Genomic DNA, 19,041 nt, shown 5'->3' with positions numbered 1-19,041 from the left:
TCAACAAATCAAAATTTATAAATTGCAATAAATAAAATAATAAAATGGGGGTGCCCGGTATGGCATCGAATTTTGAGCATTTATTGAAGAAAAACGGATATGAGCATTTTGCCCAAGCAGCGGTGGAGGCTGAGCGGTGTCTGGCAGTGTCGCCTGCCAGTGCGGCTATTCATGCCCGTAAGGCATTGGAATTAGGGGTAAAGTTTATATATTCTGTAGAGCCAGAGCTGGATATTCCCTACAGGGAAACTTTGTCTGCCCTTATTCATAACTATGTTTTTAAAGATATAATAGGCCTTCAGTTATTCCATTTGATAAAGTTTATTGTGCATTTAGGTAATACTGCGGTACATTCCAATAGCCCTATTAAACGGGATGATGCGGTGTTGGCGTTACGCAATTTGTATAATTTCTGCGATTGGATAGATTATTCCTATTCTGATGAATATGAACAAAAAGAATTTGATATTAGCATTTTGCCTTCTTCGGAATCTGAGCGTCAGACCAAGGAACAGCTTCAGGAGCTAGCGGATAAATTAAATAGTAAGACCCAGAGTATCGAGGAACTGACCAAAGCCAATAAGGAGTTGATGGCCCAGCTCCAACAGATGAAAGAGATCAATCAACAGCAGCGCACCTTCCAGATAGATAAGATCAGCGAAGCGGAAACTAGGAAGAAGTATATTGATGTAGCGCTGATGGATGCTGGTTGGCGTTTGGCTGAATCTGGTGTGATGTTTCCTAATTGTTACCCAGAAGTACCAGTGGAGGGAATGCCAAATACTACTGGACAAGGCTTTGTGGACTATGTGCTTTACGGGCAGGATCAGCTACCATTGGCAGTAGTAGAGGCAAAAAAAGCGTCGGTGGATTCATTGGTGGGGAGTCAGCAAGCAAAGCTATATGCTGATTGTTTGGAAAAACAGTATGGCCGCAGGCCGTTGATATTTACCACAAACGGTTTTGAGATTTTCTACAATAATGACTATATGCAGGAGACAAGGCGTCCAGTTTCTGGCTTTTTTACCCAAGATGAATTGCAGCTGGAGATGGACAGACGGCAAAGCCGAATACCACTGACTCATATAGAAATAGATGATAAGATTACCAACAGGCCATATCAGAAGGCGGCAGTTATTGCCATCTGTGAGGATGTTACCAATCATCACCGCAAGTTTTTGGTGGTTCAGGCCACCGGTACGGGAAAAACTAGAGTTGCCATTAGCTTGGTGGATGTTTTATTAAAGCATAATTATGTGAAGAATATATTGTTTTTGGCAGATAGAACGGCTCTGGTTCGACAAGCTAAGCGTAATTTTGTGGAATTGTTGCCAAATCTCACTTGCTGTAATCTCATGGAGAATAAAGAAGATCCAGAGCAATGCCGCATGATTTTTTCCACCTATCCTACTATAATGAATGCTATTGATGAGACCAAGAGTAAGGATGGCAACCGCCTGTTTACGCCAGGGCACTTTGACCTTATTATTTTGGACGAGGCCCATCGTTCAGTATATAACAAGTATCAGGATATATTTAATTATTTTGATGCTATGCTGGTAGGCCTTACAGCTACTCCAAAGAGTGAGATCGATAAGGACACCTATGGGGTGTTTGATTTGGAAAAGGGAAATCCTACCTATGCCTATGAGCTGGATACGGCCGTGGCAGAGAAATATTTGGTAACGTACAGCACTATCGAATACAAGGACAAGATAATGGAGAATGGTGTTCATTATGATGAGCTTTCTCAGGAGGAAAAGCGTCATTTTGAGGAAACCTTTGCTGATGATCCTGCGATCAGTGTTACTAAGGAAGTGCCTAATACTGCGATTAATAAGTGGCTGTTTAATCAGGATACTATAGATAATATGCTGAAAGAGCTTATGGACAAGGGCTTGAAGGTATCCGGCGGTGATATTTTAGGCAAGACTATCATATTTGCCCGTAGTAGTCTACACGCCAAGGCTATCGTTGAGCGGTTTAATAAGCTGTTCCCGGAATACGGCGGGGATTTTATCAAAGAAATTGATTACAGTATTAAATATGCGGACAGCTTGCTGGATGAGTTTAGCACCAAGGATAAATACCCTCAAATTGCGGTGTCGGTAGATATGCTGGACACTGGTATTGATGTGCCTGAAATTCTTAATTTGGTATTTTACAAGAAGGTTAAGAGCTATTCAAAATTCTGGCAGATGATTGGCCGTGGAACTCGTCTTTGCAAGGATTTGTTTGGACCAGGGCAAGATAAGGAGAAGTTCCTTATTTTTGATTTTTGTGGTAATTTTGATTTCTTTAGGGAAAATACCAATGGTCAGGAAAATCGTAAACAACTTACCTTGGTAGAGAGAATTTTTAATACTAAGACGGAAATATTGCGTTCGCTGCAGGAAGCAGAATACACTGCCGATGAGGAATATGTTGCTTTCAGACGCTCATTAGTAGAGGATATGTGTCACGATGTGACCAGTCTGAATGATGATAGCTTCCGGGTGAAGATGCGGCGAGAACAGGTGGACACCTATCGTGATATAAATAATTGGCAGGATTTGAATGAGATAAAGGTTGCAGAGATAAAAAACAAGATCGCTCCGATTATTGTGCCAAAGGACAAGGATGAGCTGGCACGGCGGTTTGATTTTGTGATGTACAGCATTATGCTTGGAAATCTTAATAAAACCAGTATAGATAAGCCAAGGGGCATTGTGGTGGAGAGCTGTACAATGCTTACAAAGAAGTATACTATTCCTCAGGTAGCTGCCAAGCGTGAGCTTATTGAGCGGGTGCTGACGGATGAGTATTGGAATGAATCAAGACTGCCGGACTATGAGCAGGCCAGAGAAGCTCTTAGAGAGCTGATGCAGTTCATTGATAAGGAGAAGCAAAAGATATACTATTCCCACTTTGAAGATAACTTCACCGATATTAATCCAGGGGAGCCATTGAGTGGCGGCACCCAGTTAAAGCCATATAGGGAACGGGTGCAGAGCTATTTAAAATGTCACGAAGATACCTTGGCGGTGTATAAGCTTCGCAATAATAAGCCGTTGACATCTGTGGACATGAAAATGCTGGAAGATATTTTGTGGCGGGAGCTGGGCACAAAGGACGAATATACCAAGGATTATGGTGAAAAGCCTATTGGCCTGTTGGTTCGTGAAATCGTAGGTATGGAGCAGTCTGCGGTAAATGAGGCATTTAGTGAATTTATATCCCAAGGAAACCTTAATAGCAAGCAGATTGATTTTGTGAACATGATTATTACCTATATCGTGAAGAATGGTAATATTGTTGATGTGAAAAAGACCTTTAGTCAGCAGCCGTTCAAGAATTTTGGGGGTGGAGTGAGCGTACTGTTTAGGGATAAAATGCCTACAGTAAAACTGATTATGGAGCGCGTGGCCCAGATAAAGAGAAATTCTGAAGAAATTGCAGATGTTTTGTAGTTATATGAGGTCTGGTACACTTACATCTCAGGGGTTCTTGCACATTTATTGACTTTTTTTTCTGAAAAATCTATAATTGTTGTAGGAAAAGATTGACTAACGACATATAGGCACAAAAAGAGACCCTCGATAGATGAATGGCCTGGAAAACTATCATCTTCGAGGGTCTTGCACTTTTAACGGCCGTGCTCAGTCGGGGCTGGCTGCTTATGGCAGGTGTCTGTCAAGCCACTTGCAAATATAGTAAGCAACTATACTTGCAAGGTAATGTTTTATGGGGTATAATTATTGCAAGGCAAATGGTGTTTAAGAAGGTTGATGGTTCATATTCACCAAAAGATGAACCCCTGTGATGAGTCTGCTACACTTATCACAGGGGTTCTTGCACGTTTATAGACCGTGCTCAGTCTTCGGCTGACTGCTTATTTTAAGAATCTGTCCAGCCATTTACAAATATAGAAGGCTACTATACCTGCAATAACAGATTCAAGGAAGGTTAAATGGTTCATAAGACACCTCCCTCTGCTACCGTAGTATAGGGGAAAAGCAGCAATTTAATTATAACATATCTTTTATAATTATATAAAGTAAATGTTAATATATACTTACAATAATAATACAAAATAACTATTTTACTAAAAATAAATAGTGCAACAAACTGTTGCACTTTCAGAAGGGATAAAATCTATATGATGACGGCGCAACAGCTAAAAAACAGCATATTACAGCGGGCTATTGAAGGAAAGCTAGTGGAACAACGCCCCGAAGAAGGCACTGCCAAGGAACTTCTGAAAGAGATAAAACTTGAAAAAGAAAAACTTGTAAAAGAAGGGAAAATCAAGAAATCCAAGCCCATGCCAGCTATTACGGAGGATGAAATTCCTTTTGAGATCCCAGAGAATTGGGAATGGGTAAGATTAGGGAATATAGGTGGATTAGAACGTGGTTCTGGATTGAAACGTTCAGAAGTTATAGCTGAAGGAAAACCTTGCATAAGATATGGTGAATTATACACAACTTATAACACAAGATTTTCACAAGCTGTTTCCTGTACATCGATTGATGTGTTTGATAGCTGTCATAAAGTTCATTTTGGCGATATTTTGATGTCACTTACAGGAGAAAATAAACAGGATATTGCCATGGCTCTCACTTATGAAGGCAAAGAAGAGTTGGCTATGGGTGGGGATATGACAAAGTGGTTTGCTCATGGTATGAATCCATTATATTTGACCTATGTGCTAAATTCTCCTTACGGAATATCATGTAAACAGTCTTTGGCAACAGGTAATATTATTATTCACATTTCAAATGATAAACTAGGAAGTATAATATTACCTATTCCACCATTATCCGAACAGCGTCGCATAGTAGAACGACTGGAACAGCTTCTGCCCCTTTGTGATAAGCTGATGATGGAGCAGTAAAGGGCAGTAGTCAGTTATTCGGAAATATCGAATAACTGGTCATTTAAAATATAAAAGGAGCAGAATTATGGCCATAGATTTTAACCGCAAAGACCTCATACAAAAGGCACTGGATAATATATCCCACGCGTATGCGCCGTACTCGCATTTTTATGTATCAGCGGCGGTGCTAATGTCGGATGGGAAGGTGTACACTGGGGTGAATGTGGAAAATGCTTCCTATCCGGCGGGGATATGTGCGGAGAGAAATGCTATTTTTCATGCCATAGCCCAGGATAAGGCTGCCAAGCTGGTGGCGGTGGCCATTGTGGGGGGGCCAGATGGGAAAATACGGGATTATTGCGCCCCCTGCGGTGTGTGCCGACAGGTGATGAGGGAGTTTGGCAAACCCGAAGAAATCAAGGTTATTATGGGAAAATCCACGGAAGATTTTAAGGAAATGACCTTGGCAGAGCTTCTTCCCATGAGCTTCGGTCCTGATTTTTTAAATGAGCATAGCTCTATTACAACATAATCAGTGTAAGAATGCTTGAGAATAGGTAATATGAAAACGGCCTATCAGAGTTTGTTAAGATACTCTGGTAGGTCGTTTTGTGGATTTGATTGCTAAATCATGTTTTGATATTCATACTGTTTACAGCTTTGCAAATTCAATCTCAGAAGGAACCTCCGGAGCTATGCCATCTGGATTGATGCTCTTCATTTTTCTGAGGGTCAGATCCAGATTGTGGAGGCGGTTGGCCTGGGACAGCTTAAAGGCCTCGCACAGCTGTGAGTATTGTGGTGTACTGCCACGGAGGCTGCGGTATTTAGCAGAGAAGGTGCAGTATTTAAAGAGAATTTCACGGGCTTCCTTGTTAAGACGGGACATACCCTGTGCCTCATTGAGGATATATTTCTCATAGTCAGCCACAAATACTACCTTATAATCGTTGCGGGCCTTCTGCAGCGCCATTTTGATGCTTTCCTTGGCGTCACTGGAGAGGTAACCGTTCTTGCGGTAGAACTGGAGATAGTTGGTGTACTCGGAGGTAAGGGATGGCTCGGAAATATCAGAGTAGCGTACACCCATGATACGACGGCACATTTCCCAACGGAAGAAGGCACACATCTTTACAACAGTTGCATCCAAATCCTCAGTATGGAAGATGGACAGCATCATGTGGGCAGGGGTCTCCTTACGAGGACCTTCTACCTCTTGCCACATAAGACCGCGGGTACCAATATTTGGCATCAGGATAATATATGGCTTAATTTCAGTGTTGTACATGAAATGCTGAATCTTGAACTCAGGATAAGATTTCAGCGCCGGACGGTAAAACAGACTGTAATCAATGTCCAAAACCTTCTGGAAGGATGCTCTTACATTTGATGGGGTAAGGAGGCATTTATCCAGTGGACGAATCACATCCTGGGCGTTAAACATTGGCACGAAGGAGGCCAGATGACCATGGGTTGTCTTGTTGGCGCCCATGAACATGTTGTGAATCTCATAATCAACCTTGGCACGACCGTCTTCCTTCAGCTTGTCAGCCTCTTTCTGAGTCATTCTATTGTTGCGGACCTCCTCACGGAGATAATCCAGCCAGTCACTGTCAAACTCATTCTTGGAAGGCATTGCCTCGCCCTTGTAGATCTTTACCAGCCAATCGTAGAAGGAAAGGATGCGTCCCTGTGGATCATGCTCCCAGCCTACTACAGTCTTGTAAAGGAACTCGGTATTGGCTTCACCGGCCATGCCCTCGTCAACGAAGCCGAAGTAGAAGAACATCTGAACCTCTACAGGCAGGTGGTCAGTTTCCAGGCTCTTATAGAATGCTTCCTCGTAAATCTTATAGAAGCCATCACAAAGGCTTCTGCGGAGGCGGCGCATTTCATCAGAGTGGGAATGGCGGTCCTCAACATCTATATATGCCTTAACATCCTTGCGGAAGTTATCAGCCACCTCAGAATCCACACCAGAGAATGCCAAAATCATATCAATTGCATTCTTGATGGCTGGAGCAGCACCGGATGAAGCAGAGCTGTTACCGCCAACACGAGACTTAACATCATAGAATTCTGAAGTGAAGTCAGCAGATGTAGACTTAGTGGTGTTAATAAATTCCAGAACAGAAAGAAGCTCCTGTATGAAGTAATGGCCAAGAGAAGTGGCACGCATAACTGTTTCAACACAGAAGTTTACATTGAGCGGGTAGAAGCTCTTTTCCAGCTCATCCTTGTTATCACAGAAGGCATTACAAATATCTGCCTGCCAGCCCGAAAGGGCCTCAGAAGGCTCTGGTGCAGCCAAAACATCCAGCAGAGGATATTTTGATGGAGCTTTTCCCAGCTGTACACACATAAACTGATATTCATTGTAATTGTATTTTAGTTCTTTGCAGAGATCATTTGCGGCATCTGTAGCCTCAGATAAAGCATGGAGCGTGTTTTTTACTGCTTCCATGCTGGCAGAAGCAATTGCAGGGGCCACAGCAGGGGTACTGGTTACGGCGGTTACAATATCATCCTCGGATTCATAATCAAAGCGCAGGATGATAGTGGTGTCTTTTGCCACATAATTAAAGGTATATCTTTCACCTGGCTTGTATGTTGCCCCTATCATAGAGCCATTGGTGAGAATTACCTCTGTGTTGGTGCCGTCTGTCATGGCAATTTCACCAGTCAGGACGATATCCAAATATTCCACTGGTTCGTCACACTGGTAAAGGGTTTGACCCTTTTCAATTTTAATCTTCTCCAAGAAGAGACCTCCCTAACATCATATAAAATATACACATTATCCATTAATTCAATTCTACCTAAATTGCAATATGTAAGCAAGGGAAATGAGTCCAATCTTTTAGGTGAAAAAATAGCACATCAAAGATAATAAATAATAATTTTTAATACACAGATTTTTTGTTGTATAATAATAAGAGTTTTTATTAAATAAAGTTTGGAGTAGTTAATATGATTTCAGTAAATAATAACCATTTTTCTGCACAAATAATTTCACGCACGGCTCTGGTTATTACCATGACAATAGTGCTTAATCAGATTCGTTTTTTCAAAATGCCTCAGGGGGGCGATGTGGGTTTTGGTACTATGATACCTCTCATATTGTTGGCTTGCTGTTATGGTGGTCGTATTGCTCTTTTGGCTGGTTTTATTTGTGGTATTATTGGACTTATGATGGATCCGTATTTTTATCACCCAGTTCAGGTATTGTTTGATTATCCATTCCCTTATATGGCCATGGCAGTGGTGTCTATATTTAAAAAGCGAATTATTTTAGGTGCCATGGTGGCGTATATTTTAAAGTTCATGTGTCATTTTACTTCTGGAGTGGTGTTTTTTGGCTCATACGCACCGGAAGGAACATCTCCTGTGGTGTATTCTGCTATTTATAACGGATGTACAGTTATACCTGAGATAATTATTTGCTGTCTTATTCTTCATTTTCTACCAACGGAGCGAATTATTACGGCTATGCAAAATGATTCTATTTAAAATACAACAATGTATTTTTACAGTGGACTATATAAAATATTGTCCTACAAAAAGGGATAATTTGCACACAATTGTCTGACAGTTTGCTGTTTTTATAAAAAAATATTACAAAATCAAATATTTTTCTTGACCTATATTAGGGATAGTGTTACTATATGTCACAACAAAACAACACAAATGCAAAGACTCAGGACGCGAGTGCAGATGTAGTGCTTTTCAGCGAGCTTCAATGTGGTGTGAGTGAGGCAAAGCATATTCTGTATTTTATCACCTGTCAGCAGAGGACTGAACCCAGTATAGGTATACTGCAATAAGTTTCTCCGGTGTCTTCACCGTTATCAAAAAGGGCAGATGCTGGTCTGCTATAAAGTGGCTGTCTGTATAGACAGTAAGAGAAGTGGTACCGCGGAGTTAATCCTTCGTCTTCAAGAAATTGAGGACGGAGGATTTTTTGTTGGTGTTGTGAGGCCTAATGTTTCTATTATTAATCTTGAAAGAAGGAATTATTATGAATGGATTAATGGTCGTTGGTTTTGCAATTGTATTTTTTGCAACAGCCTATCTCGTTTACGGCAGATGGCTGGTAAACACCTGGGGTATTGATGTGGATGCCAAAACTCCGGCTCATGAATTTGAGGATGGCAAGGATTATTCTCCTGCATCAAGGTTTACAGTATTTGCCGATCAGTTCTCATCTATCGCAGGAGCAGGCCCTATAACTGGACCGATTATTGCCGCTATGTTTGGCTGGCTTCCTGCACTTCTCTGGCTGCTGGTGGGTGGTGTGTTCTTCGGTGCAGTTCAGGATTTCACCGCTCTTTATGCTTCTGTAAAAAATCAGGGTAAGTCCATGGGGTTGCTTATTGAACAGTATGTGGGTAAAACAGGCCGTCGTCTGTTCCTGCTGTTCTGCTGGCTGTTCACCCTATTGGTAATCGCCGCTTTTGCAGACATCGTTGCCAACACCTTCAATGGCTTTGCCAAGGATGGCAGTCTGGCAGTTCCAAATGCTTCCGCAGCATCTATTTCCATGCTGTACATCTTTGTAGCCATGGGCTTTGGTTTCTTTATCCGTAAATTCCAGCCTAAGGAAGGGGTAAAGCTGGCTGTAGGCTTTGTTCTTTTCCTTGCTATGATGACTGCTGGTATTGCGTTCCCTATGTACTTTGATGCCACTGTATGGCGTTATGTGGTATTTGGTTATTGCTTCATTGCTTCTGTACTTCCTATGTGGCTTTTGATGCAGCCTCGTGATTATCTGTCTTCCTTCCTGCTTCTTGGTATGCTGGCAGGAGCTGTTATCGGTGTTTTGGTGGCAAATCCTACCATCAACATGCCTGCCTTTGTTGGCTTTGAGGTAAATGGTTTGAGCTTGTTCCCAATTCTCTTTATCACCATTGCTTGTGGTGCGGTGTCCGGCTTCCATAGCCTCGTTTCCTCCGGTACCTCCTCCAAGACTGTCAATAATGAAAAGGATATGCTGTCCGTAGGTTATGGAGCTATGCTTGTTGAATCCCTGCTTGGTGTTGTGGCTCTTGTAATTGTTTGCTCCGCTGCCAGCGATGGTGTATTGCCACAGGGTACTCCTTTCCAGACCTTTGCCGGGGCCGTGGGTGGATTCTTTATGATGTTTGGTCTTCCACAGCATGTGGCAGTTTGCTTTATGACCATGTGTGTATCTGCCTTGGCAATGACTACTATTGATTCTGTTGCCCGTATCGGTCGCATGTCCCTGCAGGAGCTGTTTGCGGCTGATGAAGGTGAAGAACAGAATGCTGTGGCAAAATTCTTTAGTAATAATTATGTATCTACCGCAGTTACCCTTTTATTGGCTTATCTCCTGTGTCTGGCAGGCTATATGAACATCTGGCCACTCTTTGGTGCTGCTAATCAGCTTCTGTCAGCTTTGGTTCTTATTGCTTTGGCTGTATTCCTCCGTACTACTGGCCGCAAGGGCTGGATGCTCTACGTGCCAATGACCTTTATGTTCCTGGTTACCATGAGTGCATTGGTTCTCAGTGTTATGGGCATCTACACCAAGCTGGGTACCGGTGACTTCGTATTTATGGTGGATGGTCTTCAGCTGATTTTGGCTCTGGCTCTTATGACCTTGGCAGTTATGGTGGTTAAGCACTGCGGCAAGGAGCTTATTTCAGGCCGAGTAGAGGATGATGAGGAAGAATCCAAGGAGCCTGTAGCTGGGATGTAAGATGTCTTTTTAAAGATAAAAAATAAAGTCATTTTTTTAGGAACACTTGCTTTTTGTCAAGTGTTCCTTTTTTTGCAGGAATTTTCTTTTTGGTGGAGAATTAATGTAAGTGTATATATGTGTGATATCATCACAGATTTTGGGGGAGAAGATATGTACGGTGATTTGCTGAGCAAGGAGAAAGAAATACTTCAGACTTACTCAAAGAACATTGATACCTACAATGAATTAGGTGAAATCCTTCATAATAAACTGACGGAGATGATAAAAAAGCATAATTTCTTTACGATGGAAGTTAGCTACCGAATAAAGACAGTTGATAGTCTGGCAGATAAGCTGCGCCGCAAAAGTGGTAAATATTCTTCTATTTATGATATAACAGATCTTTGTGGTGCCCGTATTATTTGTTACCTGAATGATACTGTAGACAAGATTTCCGAGGCTTTGCGGGAGACATTTGTTGTGGATGAGGAAAATTCTGTGGATAAGAGGGAGTCCCTCAGTGCAACACAGTTTGGTTATCTTTCTCTCCATAATATTGTTTCTTTACGTCCTGAGGATGGTTATAATGATGAGTTTTGCAAAATTCGTTGTGAGATTCAGATTCGCACAGTTTTGCAGCACGCCTGGGCTGAAATAGAGCATGATCTGGGTTATAAGAGCTCCTTTGGTGTTCCTAGTGCTATTCGCCGAGAGTTTTCCCGAATTGCAGGTCTTTTGGAAATAGCTGACAACCAGTTCGTGGAGCTAAGTGAAAATATCCAGAGGTACAAGGATGGAATTATCCAGCAGATTGCCCATGGGGAATATCAGATATTGCCTTTGGATGAGGTAACTCTTAACGAGTACCTTGCCAAGAATGATGAGTATCATGAGTTCATTGAAATGTATAGCACAGCTTTGCAGCTGGAATATTTGCCAACGCCGGCCTACAATCATTTGCGGCACCTTTTCTGGTTTGAACTCAAGACTTTGGGAGATTTGTATGGAGCCTTGCTTGAATACAGTGATACCATGCTGAAACTCACCAGATATTTTGCCCGTGAGACCCACACGGAATTCTTTACTACCAATATGCTCTTTAATAATTTATGTCAGGCGTTTCTTATAAAGAATAAGTACACCAGAGAGCAGGTTAAGCGTTTTTATGCCTTATCTGCCAGTGGCAATGAGGAGAAGATTAAGCATGATACTGATGAGCTCTTTGAGCTTAGCCGTAAGCTGCGACTGGTAAATGAAAGCAAGTGGATTTCCGGTATTTGGGGCGATGTGTGATTAAGTTAGCCGTATAATTATATTATATAAATGTTTTTTTGAGAGGAGAGTTATTATGGACAAGTATCAGTGTGGACCATGCGGTTATATTTATGATCCTGAGGTGGGGGATCCAGATGGCGGTATCGCTCCAGGCACACCTTTCGAGGATATTCCTGATGATTGGGTATGCCCAATTTGCGGTGTCACCAAGGATATGTTCGAAAAAGTATAAAAGGTCATACGGAAGAGCATAAGAAAAGCAGGGTCCCTTTATCAGGAATCCTGCTTTTTGAATTTACAAATTATACTAATTCGGTAGTTAATAAAACGGCAATTAATAACACGATAGTTAATAACACGGTCGTTAACAATTCGGCAGTTAATAATCGGCAAAAAACATCAACTTTCGACGACTGCTTACCGGTCTGCTTCCACGTTTTCCAGAAGGTCGTCTATTATTCCATCACCTTCTACCATAAAATCTCATACCAAATAGCATCCGTTTTGAATTTCACCTATGCACCCCCTTTTTTACTATGAAATCTTAGTTCATCAAATCTGAAAGATGCAGATGAACTTTAGATTTCGTGTAAGGGCTGATGAAAGCATGTATGCTTTCATTTTGCTTGGTTAGAAAAAAGAGTCAGACTTTATTGAATATTTTGTCTGTATCTTTATTATACTTATTTTGGGTACCTTTGTGAAGGGACTTAAAAAAATGCGAATAAATATCATTTAAATAGGAATTATTGGAAAAATCTGCAAATGAAAAGTGTATTTTTATTAAAAATTTAATACCAATAAAGGATATTTTATATATCGTAGCGAATTTTACAGGTGTGAAGTTGTGAACGAAAATGCAAGTCAGATTTTTAGGCTCAATTCGCTGAAAAGAGGGAAGAGTATGAAGTTAAAAACACAGGCAGTAATATTTGTAGATGGTTGTTTGCTGGTTGCGTGTGTATTGCTGGGGATTCTGGCTTACATAAATTCAGCAAAGGGCTTTGATGAAGCCTATATCAGCAAGGTGGCTGATGTGGCTGAGAGAGTAGAGCAGCTGATTGAAGTTAAGTACCCTGGTGAGTGGAATATCAAGGAGGGGAAGCTGTATAAGGGCTCAACCTTGATGGAGGGCCTTTCCAGCGAATTGGATGCTCTGGCTGGGGAAGAGGCTGTTACAATTTTCAATAATGATACCCGTGTTTCCACCAATGTTATGAAGGACGGTCAGCGGGCAGTTGGTACCAAGGCTAACGATGATATTGTTGCCACAGTAATGGGCAAGGGTGAGGTTGCCAATGTGGAGGCGGATGTAATCGGCGTACCATATTATACCTGCTATCAGCCTATTGTTGACGGCAGTGGCAAGCGTGTGGGCATGCTTTTTGTTGGTGCTCCAAGTGCGCCTGTTATAGCCCAGGAACGGGAATTCTTGTTTAAGATGGCACTGGCCGCAGTTGTTCTCTTTCTCATTGTTGGTGCAGTTTCTATTTATATCATCAACCGCAAGATGAATGCAGTATATGATGTAACTGAGACTATGACCAGAATTGCAGCCGGTGATCTTACTACCAATGATATTACAGTTATTGGTAATGACGAGCTGGCTCAACTGGCAGTAAATACCAACAAGATGAAGAACACCATGCATGAGCTGATGAAGAGTATTGGTGTGTCTGCATCCCAGGTGGCAGCGGGCTCCAAGAATATTTCCGACAGCGGCAATATGCTGGCCCAGGGAGCCACCACACAGGCGGCATCTGTAGAGCAGTTATCCGCCACTATTCAGGAGATTACAAACCAGACAGCCCAGAATGCCCAGAAGGCTGAACACGCCAACAATATTACCCGTGATGCCAACGGCAAAGCAGATATGGGTAACAGACGCATGAATGAAATGCTAAAAGCCATGGGGGATATAAATGAATCCTCCAACAATATAGCCAAGATTATTAAGGTAATTGACGAGATAGCATTCCAGACCAATATTTTGGCCCTTAATGCAGCTGTCGAGGCGGCCAGGGCCGGTCAACACGGCAAGGGCTTTGCTGTTGTGGCTGAGGAAGTAAGAAATCTGGCAGCAAGAAGTGCCAAGGCCGCCAAGGAAACTACGGATATTATTGAAGAATCCATTACCAAAGTAAATCTTGGAACCCAGCTAGCCAATGAAACCTCTGAGGCTTTAAAGAGCATCAAGGATGGTGTAGGTCAGGTGGCATCACTTGTCAGCGAAATTGCCGATGCTTCTGTTAAGCAGAATTCTTCCCTGCAAATGCTTAATCAGGGTGTGGTACAGGTGTCCAATGTGGTTCAGACCAATTCCGCTACAGCAGAGGAAAGCGCATCCGCTTCTGTAGAGCTCAGTGCTCAGGCAGAGCTGTTGCAGGAGGCTGTAAGACAGTTTAAGGTTTAAACAACTGTATATAATTAAATTATTATTAAAATAGGTGAAAGCATGGATTTTCACCTATTTTTTTCTTATAATAAAGGTAATAATTAAGTTAAAATTCGATAACATCGATAATATGGTAACAAATCTGTGTGTTGATGGCATAATGCTTATAGAGAGGTGATTCATTATGTTGATGAATTTGAGTGATGTAAGAAAACAAAAGGGGCAGGGTATAGTGGAGTATGCGCTGCTTTTGGCATTTATTTTGGGGATTGCCATAGCTATGCAGGGCAGTGGAATTGATGAAGCTATTTCCAATACATTTGCAAGAGTAGCCCATGCTTTAGGGGTTGAAACGGAACAGGACAAATGGGCTACTGCGGATATTAATTCAATTATGGATGATAAGGATTCGGCTGCAGGAAGATTAAAATCAGATCAGGATTTTTTAAAAAATATTGGAAGATACTTTATTGACAATAATTTTACAAGAGAGCAGATTCAGACTATGTTGGGTACAAGTAATAACAGTAATGTTTTGCTTGGAAATTTTATAGAAAATAATGATGGTACTACCTACTTCTCGAATGAATTAAGAGGGGATGGTAGTGTTCCGGAAACTGGCGAATTATTTAACTGGGCTACTGGAGCTGCTGCTGGTACACAATATGATACTTCGAGACGGTACTTGGTTTCTGATTATGCACTTCACAATATTCAAAGCACCACTAACATAAAAGGGCAAAATGTAGTTACTGGTAACGGAATTAAAATAATGGGTATAACATATGATGGTAATGGCAAAGATGCCAAAGTTAAAAGCATAAGAATAGCAGTAAATCCAAATACTGGTAAAACGGGAGAAGGTTATTCAAGAAGCGATCTTGATGTGACAGTTAACAGGTAATAATAGTAAATAAAAGAGGTTAGCCAATCGGCTAACCTCAATTTTTATGCCCCGAAGGGGGCCTTTTTACTTTTCAGCTACGGTTTTTACGATTTCCAGAGCCCATCTTGCAGAGTCGTACAAATCCTTAATTTCAATGTACTCATCCTTGGTGTGGGCCTTTTCCATTCCAACAGAGAGAACTACGGTAGGGACACCGTAGGTGTTGAAGTGGTTGGCATCGGAGCCACCGCCGGACTCCTCAAGATTTACAGGAAGTCCCAGCTTTTCAGCGGCTTTAACTGCTGTCTTGATAGCCGGGGAGTCCTTTTCGTGGCAATATGGGCCGTAATCAGGACTAACCTCTGCAGTAATCTTGCAACGGGTCTTGGCTGCACCATTTACGAAGTGGTCGCAAATGTCCTTGGTAATCTTATCCAGCTTTGCCTTGTCACGGCTGCGGCTTTCGTAGAATACATCACAGCTTTCAGCCACCACATTGGTAGCGGAGCCACCAACGATTTTACCCAAGTTACAGGTTGTTTCCTCGTCAATGCGTCCCTGAGGAGCATCAGCGATAAGCATACCAGCAGCGCAGATAGCATTAATACCTGCATCCGGGTCAACACCTGCATGGCTTGCCTTGCCCTCAATATGAATCTTAATCTGATTCTTGCCAGGAGCCATAAAGGTCATGGAACCAGGATGATTATGGGTATCAAGGGTAAAACCAAAATCAGAGTGGAGAAGACTGGTATCCAGATTCTGGGAGCCATGAACACCATTTTCCTCAGCTACTGTGAACACCACCTGAAGTGGGCCGTGAGGGAGATTATTCTCCTTGAGCTGACGCAGTGTCTCTAAAATAGCCACCACACCGGCTTTGTCATCACCACCAAGAATAGTGGTGCCATCGGAACGAATAATACCGTCCTTTATAACAGGCTTTATACCTTCACATGGTTCAACACAGTCCATGTGGGCTGTAAGCATTGTAGTAGGAGCTTCAATGGTACCAGGGAAATCTGCCACCAAATTACCAGTGTTGCCACCGATTTTACTGCCGGCATTATCTTCCTTTACAGTACCGCCTAAGGACTCTAAACGCTTTGTCAACAGGTCAGCTATCTCACGCTCATCATGAGTGGAACAGCGAATCTGCACCAATTCCAAAAACTCATCCAGCACACGCTGTTCATTAATCATGGAAATTCCTTCTTCCGTTTAATTCATTAATCAATTACAAGAAAAGCATCAGTGCAATTGCTGCTGCAATACAAGGCAGAGCATTGCGCTTGGTTACTTCCATAGGGTTAACCTTGGCCAGACCAGCGCAGATAATAGCTGCACCAGCCACTGGGGACATGGAACGGCCCATTGCACCGGCAATCTGTGCCAGAGAACCGAGGTTCATAATGCTGAGACCGAACTGCTCAGCAAATGGAGTTACTGCACCATTGAATGCAAAGGCAGCGGCATCACCGGAGCCGGAAATAACAGCAATGAGGAAAGGACCAAAGGTGCCGGCAGCAGCTGCTGCGGACTGGGAGCCCTCCATAAGGTCAGTCATGGCTTTGGTAAGACCGATAGCGGACATACCGGTGGTGAAGATGCTGGCGCAGACGATAAGACCGATTACATCGCTGTAAGCATCGCCCATACCTCTGAAGAAGTTTTTGCAAACCTCCTGTGCGTTGGACCAGGTAACCAGAAGACCGAGAACAACACCCAGAATCATGGAGAGAGCAACGCTCATTTCAGGAAGAACGGCAATCTGCTTGGAGCTGAGAATCAAAAGTACCAGTGGTACCAATGGCACAATGGCCTTGAGAGGATTTACCTTGAAGGAATCCAAATTCAGCTCACTATCCTCAGTGAGAGAAGCACGATAAGCTTCGCTGCGCTCCTCGTTGGCGCCTTCCTTCATAATAACAGCATAAGCAGTCATTACTGCAACGCAGGCGAAGGATGCAATAATGGAAGCTGGGGTCTCGTTGATGATAACAGTCATCATATCGGTGCCAGCCAAGTCAGCAACAAATGGATTATGAGCATTACCAGGGCTGATGGCACTACCCCAAGTACCAGCCAATACGGTGGCAGCAGCCATGGCTGGATGAACACCAGCTGCAATAAGAGTTGGAATCAAAATACTACCAACAGCTGCAGAACAACCAGATGCAGATGGGATAGCCAAGCTGATCCACCAGGTCAGGAAGAAGGACAATGGAACAAGAATAACGCGACCCTTCTTAAGAACTCCTGAGATGGACTGAACCAGATGCTGGTCGCACTCGGTCAGCTTCATAACATAGGAAAAACCCATTACGGTACAGATGGTTGGTACGAGAGAATTATTAGTCATAGCTTTGATAAAAGCAGGCATAATATCCTCTGGCATATTACCAATCAGGCACATGATAATACCAGCCAAGAACAGTACCAGGCGCGCCTCTACCTTTTTGATAATCAGCGCAAAAGTAAGAATAACAATAATAATTCCAGCGAGTAACATTTTTCTACCTCCTAATCTCACTGTATAAAAAATTTTCCTTAGTAATTATAAGCTAAACTTATATATTTTTCAAATTTGCAGAAAAATCATTTGCACTTTTAAGTAAGTGACGTAAATAAATAAAACTATATTTCTTATTTCAAAAAATCTTTTCATAGAATAATCAGAAAATACCCTCATAATAAATGCAAATGAGATGAAAAAAAAGAACATTTAGGGTATAATGTATTCCGTATGCAAACAAATACATCATACATCTTGAGAATATATATAGAAATAGAGGGATATAAGCTTTGTACGCAACTGATGAATATGCAGATATTGAGCAAAAAATATTAAATGGAGAAAGACTTACCAGAGAAGATGGCATCCGTCTTTTTAAATGCCATGATATTGCCTGGTTGGGTAATATGGCGGATATGGTGAGAAAAAAGAAGTGCGGCGATATTGTTTACTACAATGTGAATTGCCATGTAAATCTTACGAATATATGCACCTCCCATTGTAAGTTTTGCGCCTTTGGCAAGGATAAGGACAGCAAGGGAGCATACGCCTTTTCTGTTGAGGAGGCCCTTAATGTTGTTCGTGATGCCAAGAAGGACCCAAATTTGGCAGGACTTCATGTGGTAAGCGGGCTTCATCCGGACTGGACCTTTGAGGATTATTTGGAGCGGCTTCAGGCCCTGCATAATGAATTTCCGGAGCTTTATTTAAAGGGCTTTACAGGGGTTGAGATTACCCATTTTTCTAAGATTTCCGGCCTCAGTGTTGAGGAAGTGCTTAAAAAATTAAAGGCCGCTGGCCTTAAAGCCATTGCGGGAGGCGGTGCAGAAATTCTTTCCGACAGAGTAAGAACTGAGCTGTGCCCAAAGAAAGCCACTGCTGATGAATGGATTGAGGTAGCCAGAACTGCCCATAAGCTGGGTATCAAAACAAATGCCAGCATGCTGTACGGTCATATTGAGACCATTGAGGAGCGGGTGGATCACCTTATAAAATTACGTGATCTTCAGGATGAAACGGGAGGCCTTCAGACCTTTATCTGCTTCCCATTCCTGCCTAAAAATACAGAGCTGGGAAAGAGTGTAAAGCAGACCTCCATGTGGGATGACCTGAGAACCATGGCCATTTCCCGCTTGATGTTGGATAATATTAAGAATATCAAGGCCTATTGGGTAATGCTTACAGTCCCGGTGGCACAAATAGCTCTGGGCTTTGGTGCCAACGATATTGATGGCACTGTTCATAAGGAAACTATTCTTCACGATGCTGGGGCAACCAGTCCTACGGCTCTTAGTGAGGATCATATTATTAAGATTATTCGTGATGCAGGCCGTATTCCGGCTGCCTGTGACTGTAATTTCAATATATTGCGTCGCTTCGATTGAGCATCAGTTTAGTTCTTAAGGAGATT

Annotated in this window: 13 protein-coding genes; 10 read left to right on the top strand and 3 right to left on the bottom strand. The window is 42.3% G+C overall.

Features of this window, described 5'->3' with window-relative positions:
• Positions 1-59: 59 nt before the first annotated feature.
• The 3 genes from B6K08_RS06360 to cdd all read left to right on the top strand — a co-directional run bounded on the left by B6K08_RS06360 (position 60) and on the right by cdd (position 5,390).
• A complete protein-coding gene (locus B6K08_RS06360) occupies positions 60-3,449 on the top strand; it encodes a DEAD/DEAH box helicase family protein (protein ID WP_080325712.1) in 3,390 nt (1,129 codons plus the stop codon).
• A gap of 689 nt (positions 3,450-4,138) precedes the next feature.
• Complete coding sequence (locus tag B6K08_RS06350) at positions 4,139-4,876, top strand: restriction endonuclease subunit S (RefSeq protein WP_039208254.1); 738 nt, start codon at positions 4,139-4,141, stop codon at positions 4,874-4,876.
• 67 nt (positions 4,877-4,943) lie between these two features.
• Positions 4,944-5,390, top strand: a complete 447-nt coding sequence (gene cdd / locus B6K08_RS06345; protein ID WP_080325710.1) for a cytidine deaminase — start codon at positions 4,944-4,946, stop codon at positions 5,388-5,390.
• Positions 5,391-5,510: 120 nt separating this feature from the next.
• On the opposite strand, the gene B6K08_RS06340 is transcribed toward cdd, so the two are convergent.
• The gene (locus B6K08_RS06340) at positions 5,511-7,619 is read right to left on the bottom strand and encodes a cyclic nucleotide-binding domain-containing protein (RefSeq protein WP_080325709.1); all 2,109 of its coding nucleotides are present in this window, start codon (positions 7,617-7,619) and stop codon (positions 5,511-5,513) included.
• A gap of 209 nt (positions 7,620-7,828) precedes the next feature.
• Between B6K08_RS06340 and thiT the strand changes: the two genes are divergently transcribed.
• From thiT to B6K08_RS06310, 6 genes are all read left to right on the top strand, one after another.
• The gene (gene thiT, locus B6K08_RS06335; RefSeq protein ID WP_080325708.1) at positions 7,829-8,368 is read left to right on the top strand and encodes an energy-coupled thiamine transporter ThiT; all 540 of its coding nucleotides are present in this window, start codon (positions 7,829-7,831) and stop codon (positions 8,366-8,368) included.
• Between the two features lie 508 nt (positions 8,369-8,876).
• Complete coding sequence (locus B6K08_RS06330) at positions 8,877-10,577, top strand: carbon starvation CstA family protein (protein WP_080325707.1); 1,701 nt, start codon at positions 8,877-8,879, stop codon at positions 10,575-10,577.
• Positions 10,578-10,730: 153 nt separating this feature from the next.
• Positions 10,731-11,852 (top strand): GTP pyrophosphokinase, encoded by a 1,122-nt coding sequence (locus B6K08_RS06325; RefSeq protein WP_159446721.1) that lies wholly within the window; start codon positions 10,731-10,733, stop codon positions 11,850-11,852.
• A gap of 55 nt (positions 11,853-11,907) precedes the next feature.
• The gene (gene rd, locus B6K08_RS06320; RefSeq protein ID WP_071997179.1) at positions 11,908-12,066 is read left to right on the top strand and encodes a rubredoxin; all 159 of its coding nucleotides are present in this window, start codon (positions 11,908-11,910) and stop codon (positions 12,064-12,066) included.
• Between the two features lie 672 nt (positions 12,067-12,738).
• Positions 12,739-14,247 carry a methyl-accepting chemotaxis protein gene (locus tag B6K08_RS06315; RefSeq protein ID WP_052212114.1) on the top strand — a complete coding sequence of 503 codons (1,509 nt, stop codon included), beginning with the start codon at positions 12,739-12,741 and terminating at the stop codon, positions 14,245-14,247.
• A 166-nt stretch (positions 14,248-14,413) separates the two neighbouring features.
• Positions 14,414-15,133, top strand: coding sequence for a Flp family type IVb pilin (locus B6K08_RS06310; protein ID WP_039208261.1), 720 nt, complete (start codon positions 14,414-14,416; stop codon positions 15,131-15,133).
• A 66-nt stretch (positions 15,134-15,199) separates the two neighbouring features.
• On the opposite strand, the gene B6K08_RS06305 is transcribed toward B6K08_RS06310, so the two are convergent.
• Complete coding sequence (locus tag B6K08_RS06305; RefSeq protein WP_039208262.1) at positions 15,200-16,318, bottom strand: M20/M25/M40 family metallo-hydrolase; 1,119 nt, start codon at positions 16,316-16,318, stop codon at positions 15,200-15,202.
• A gap of 34 nt (positions 16,319-16,352) precedes the next feature.
• Positions 16,353-17,627: a C4-dicarboxylate transporter DcuC gene (dcuC, locus tag B6K08_RS06300; protein ID WP_039208264.1), complete on the bottom strand. Its 1,275-nt coding sequence runs from the start codon at positions 17,625-17,627 to the stop codon at positions 16,353-16,355.
• Positions 17,628-17,920: 293 nt separating this feature from the next.
• Between dcuC and mqnE the strand changes: the two genes are divergently transcribed.
• On the top strand, positions 17,921-19,015 hold the full coding sequence (mqnE, locus tag B6K08_RS06295) for an aminofutalosine synthase MqnE (protein ID WP_039208267.1): 1,095 nt from the start codon (positions 17,921-17,923) through the stop codon (positions 19,013-19,015).
• Positions 19,016-19,041 lie beyond the last annotated feature (26 nt).

The organism is Anaerovibrio lipolyticus DSM 3074, assembly GCF_900141865.1.
Lineage (GTDB): Bacteria > Bacillota > Negativicutes > Selenomonadales > Selenomonadaceae > Anaerovibrio > Anaerovibrio lipolyticus.
This window is presented reverse-complemented; position numbering and strand designations above follow the sequence as displayed.